This is a genomic window from Ilumatobacter sp. (genome assembly GCF_041688325.1).
Taxonomy (GTDB): Bacteria; Actinomycetota; Acidimicrobiia; order Acidimicrobiales; family Ilumatobacteraceae; genus Ilumatobacter_A.
This window is the reverse complement of sequence record NZ_JBDNIJ010000454.1, coordinates 1-3,435: the sequence shown is the minus strand read 5'-3', so window position 1 is coordinate 3,435 and position 3,435 is coordinate 1. Positions and strand designations below refer to the sequence as shown.

The window sequence follows — 3,435 nt, the reverse complement described above, 5'->3', positions numbered from 1 at the left end:
TCGATTGCGCCGGTGCCGACGTCGTGGATGACCGCGGTCTTCTGGGGAGGGCTGCGGGGCTCCATCCCGATCGCCTTGGTTCTCGGGCTGCCGGTCAAGCAGTTCGCTGGCGTCAACGCGGTCGCCGTCGTGTTCGCCGTCGTGCTCTTCTCGCTGGTCGTCCAGGGCGTCACGTACCGACCGGTCCTCGACCGTCTCGGGCTCACTTCCCAGACCGACGAGTTGAACCGATACGAAGAGCATCTGGCAGAGACCCTCGCGATTCGGGCTGCACTGTCCGAACTCAAGACGATGCGGCGCAGCGGCGAGATCACGGAGCGGCTCTACAAGGAACTCAACGATGACCTTACTCAGCGGCTCGAGACGCAAGAGGCAGAGGTTTCCGCGTTGACGCAGAACGTGGAGGGGGTTCGCAATCGTCAGATCCGGGTGTCGGCGAGGCGGCTCGCAGCGGTGCAGAAACGCGCGTTGTCCGACGCATCGCGCTCGGGGCGCATCAGCGACGATGTCGCACGCAAGCTTGCTCGCCACATCGACATTGAACTTGAGGAGCGACCGACCGAAGTCGCAGCTGATCTGGCTGACGGCGAGGATCACGGCACCGTGACCGAATCTCGGCAAGACCACGTGGTCCCACCCGACCAGGAGGTCGGCTGACGACCACGACAATCGGTGAATGTTTGGTTCCAGCGGCGTCCTGAACTCCGCCTCTCCGCTCAAGCCGTGAGGCTGTGGTGGCGTGGTTTCATCGTGTTTGGAGCCGGGTACAACCCAATCGTGCCTTTCATTCGCCGTGTCCTCGATCTCGAACCCGTGGCTGATCTGGCCGACCATCTCGCCCGATGCGGCGGTAATGCTCTGGCTGTGGCGGCGTCGATCGACCCGATCGACTTGATCGGCGCCGTGACCGATGCCGGTCTACGAGGACGTGGCGGTGCCGGATTCCCGACCGGCGTGAAGTGGCAGACCGTCGCCGAGAACCGATCAGTGCGTGAGCCGACTGCTGTGATCGTCAACGCGGCCGAAGGCGAGCCGGGCACGTTCAAGGATCGTGCGATTCTGCGTGCCAATCCGTACCGGGTGCTCGAGGGTGCACTGATTGCCGCTCGCGCGGTTGGCGCGCACGAGGTGGTCGTCGCACTCAAAGCGTCGTTCGAACAGGAACGGGTTCGGGTGCAACACGCGATCGACGAACTGTCCGCAGCCGGGATCGACGATGTCGCGATGCGTATCTCCGTCGGTCCGTCCGCCTACCTGTTCGGCGAGGAATCAGCCATGCTCGAAGTCGTCGAGGGCCGCCAACCGTTTCCTCGGGTGACGCCGCCCTACCGACGAGGCATCGACGAAGGCGAGAGCGGCGCCGGCAACTCTGCGGCAACTGTCGGTCTGGCCGGCACGGGTGGCACCGCCGATTCGCCTGCTCTCGTCAACAACGTCGAGACGCTCGCGAATGTGCCCGGCATCATCCTGAACGGCCCCGACTGGTTTCGCGAGATCGGGACCGATAATTCCCCCGGGTCGATCGTGTGCACCATCACCGGTGACACCGACCACCACGGAGTCGGCGAGTTCGCGATGGGCACTCCGCTTTGGGAGATCATCGATGAACTCGGCGGCGGGCCGCGTGTCGGTCAGACGCTCATCGCAGCGGTGTCGGGTACGGCGAATTCAGTGTTGGAAGCGTCGCAGTTCACCACCCCGGTGACGTACGAAGACATGGCAGCCGCCGGTTCGGGTTTGGGATCGGCCGGATTTATCGTGATCGATGATGGCACCGACCTCGTTGCGTTCGCTCAAGCCGTTGCGCGTTTCCTCGCTGTTGAGTCGTGTGGTCAGTGCCTGCCCTGCAAGGACGACGGCATCGGCATCGCCCGGTTGCTCGCTGACGTATGTTCGGCGTCGGGCGACGCGCGGACGCTCGCCGAACTCAACCGCCGCTTCGCCACGGTGGGCGACGGAGCTCGCTGCGGTCTCGCGCTCCAGCAGAGCCGTTGCGTGCAGAGTTTGGTCACTCTCGCCGTTGGCACGGTCGAGCGTCATCTGGCGCGATCGATCGAACCTGCCGGGCCATTGCTCGTCGCGCCGATCGTCGATCTTGTCGATGGCGCCGCAACGATCGACGTGATGCATGCCGACAAGCAGCCAGATTGGTCGTACGGCGCACTCGACTCGGGTATTCCGCCGGCGGAGCTGTACATCGACACCCCTGTCAGCTTGACCGTCTGAGTATGAAAACGACTGTCAGCCCAAGGTTCCGTCCTCGTCGGGTCCAGCCGTGCTCGTAGCAGGAGTCGACATCGGCGGCACGAACATCACAGTCGGAGCAGTCGAGGAGAACCATGAAGTCGCCGCCAGAGCAAAGACGGACACGCCGACCAGCGGACCCGATGACCTCATCGACACCGTGATCGGCCTGATCGAGGATCTCAACGTCGACATCGCAGGGGTCGGGGTTGGGATCCCCGGCGCAGTACAGGGCAACGTCGTCGTCCAGGTCCCGAACCTCGAAGGCTGGAACGAGTCGATCGATGTCGCCGGGCAGATCTCTGAGCGGCTCGATCTGCCCGTCGCTCTTGGCAACGACGCAAATGTCGGCCTCCTCGGCGAATGGGTTGCCGGCTCAGCCGCAGGCTGCGACAACGTGCTCGGGGTCTGGATGGGCACCGGGATCGGTGGTGGCTTGATCCTCGACGGCGCACCGTTCAACGGAGCGCTCGGTGCAGCAGGCGAGATTGGCCATGTCATCATTCGAGCTGGAGGTGCGATGTGTACCTGCGGTCGACGCGGATGCGTCGAGGCCTACGCAGGGCGACGGAGCATGGCCGCCACCGCTCATTCGATGATGGAGCGCGCCGGTCGCAAGAGCCGGCTGTTCGAGATCCAAGAGGAGCAAGGCAAGACGAGGCCGACCTCGAAGGTCTGGGTCAAGGCTCTCGAAGAGGAGGACCAGCTCGCTGTGAAGTTGTTCTCCGAGGCTGTCGAGGCCGTCGGCATCGGTGTCGCCTCGGTCGTGAATGTGCTTGATCTGCAGCGAATCGTGGTCGGTGGCGGACTCGCCGAGAAGCTCGGCCAGTCATTGGCTGATCGGATCGGCACTGCCGCGATGCCCTGGATTCTCGCGCCGAGCCCCGACTTGGAGTTTGTTGCAGCTGCGCTCGGGGACGATTCCGGGATCGTGGGTGCGGCTGCCATCGGTCGAGCCCGACTCGTCGGGAACTGACTGACGTTCCGTCAACGAAGCAAAAGAACCCTTGGGAGGGCACGACAGCTCACTGCATGCGATCGCGCGTCAAAGTGCACGCAAAAATGACTGCGATGTCGGACTTTTACGTTCTCGTTCATACCCTTGATTTGGATTGCAGACACCACCCAAAATCCCCCAATAAAGAATCCCCCTTTCCCACCGTAAGAGGAGCTCACATGACCGCCACCGAC

General features: G+C 63.5%; 3 protein-coding genes. All 3 read left to right on the top strand.

Annotation, left to right across the window (positions count from 1 at the left end; genetic code table 11):
• A partial coding sequence (locus tag ACH2EI_RS21990; RefSeq protein ID WP_395161601.1) for a cation:proton antiporter occupies positions 1-657 on the top strand: 657 nt, incomplete at its 5' end.
• 120 nt (positions 658-777) lie between these two features.
• Complete coding sequence (locus ACH2EI_RS21985) at positions 778-2,226, top strand: NADH-ubiquinone oxidoreductase-F iron-sulfur binding region domain-containing protein (protein ID WP_395152630.1); 1,449 nt, start codon at positions 778-780, stop codon at positions 2,224-2,226.
• Positions 2,227-2,275: 49 nt separating this feature from the next.
• On the top strand, positions 2,276-3,220 hold the full coding sequence (locus tag ACH2EI_RS21980; RefSeq protein ID WP_395152631.1) for an ROK family protein: 945 nt from the start codon (positions 2,276-2,278) through the stop codon (positions 3,218-3,220).
• The last annotated feature ends 215 nt before the right edge of the window (positions 3,221-3,435 follow it).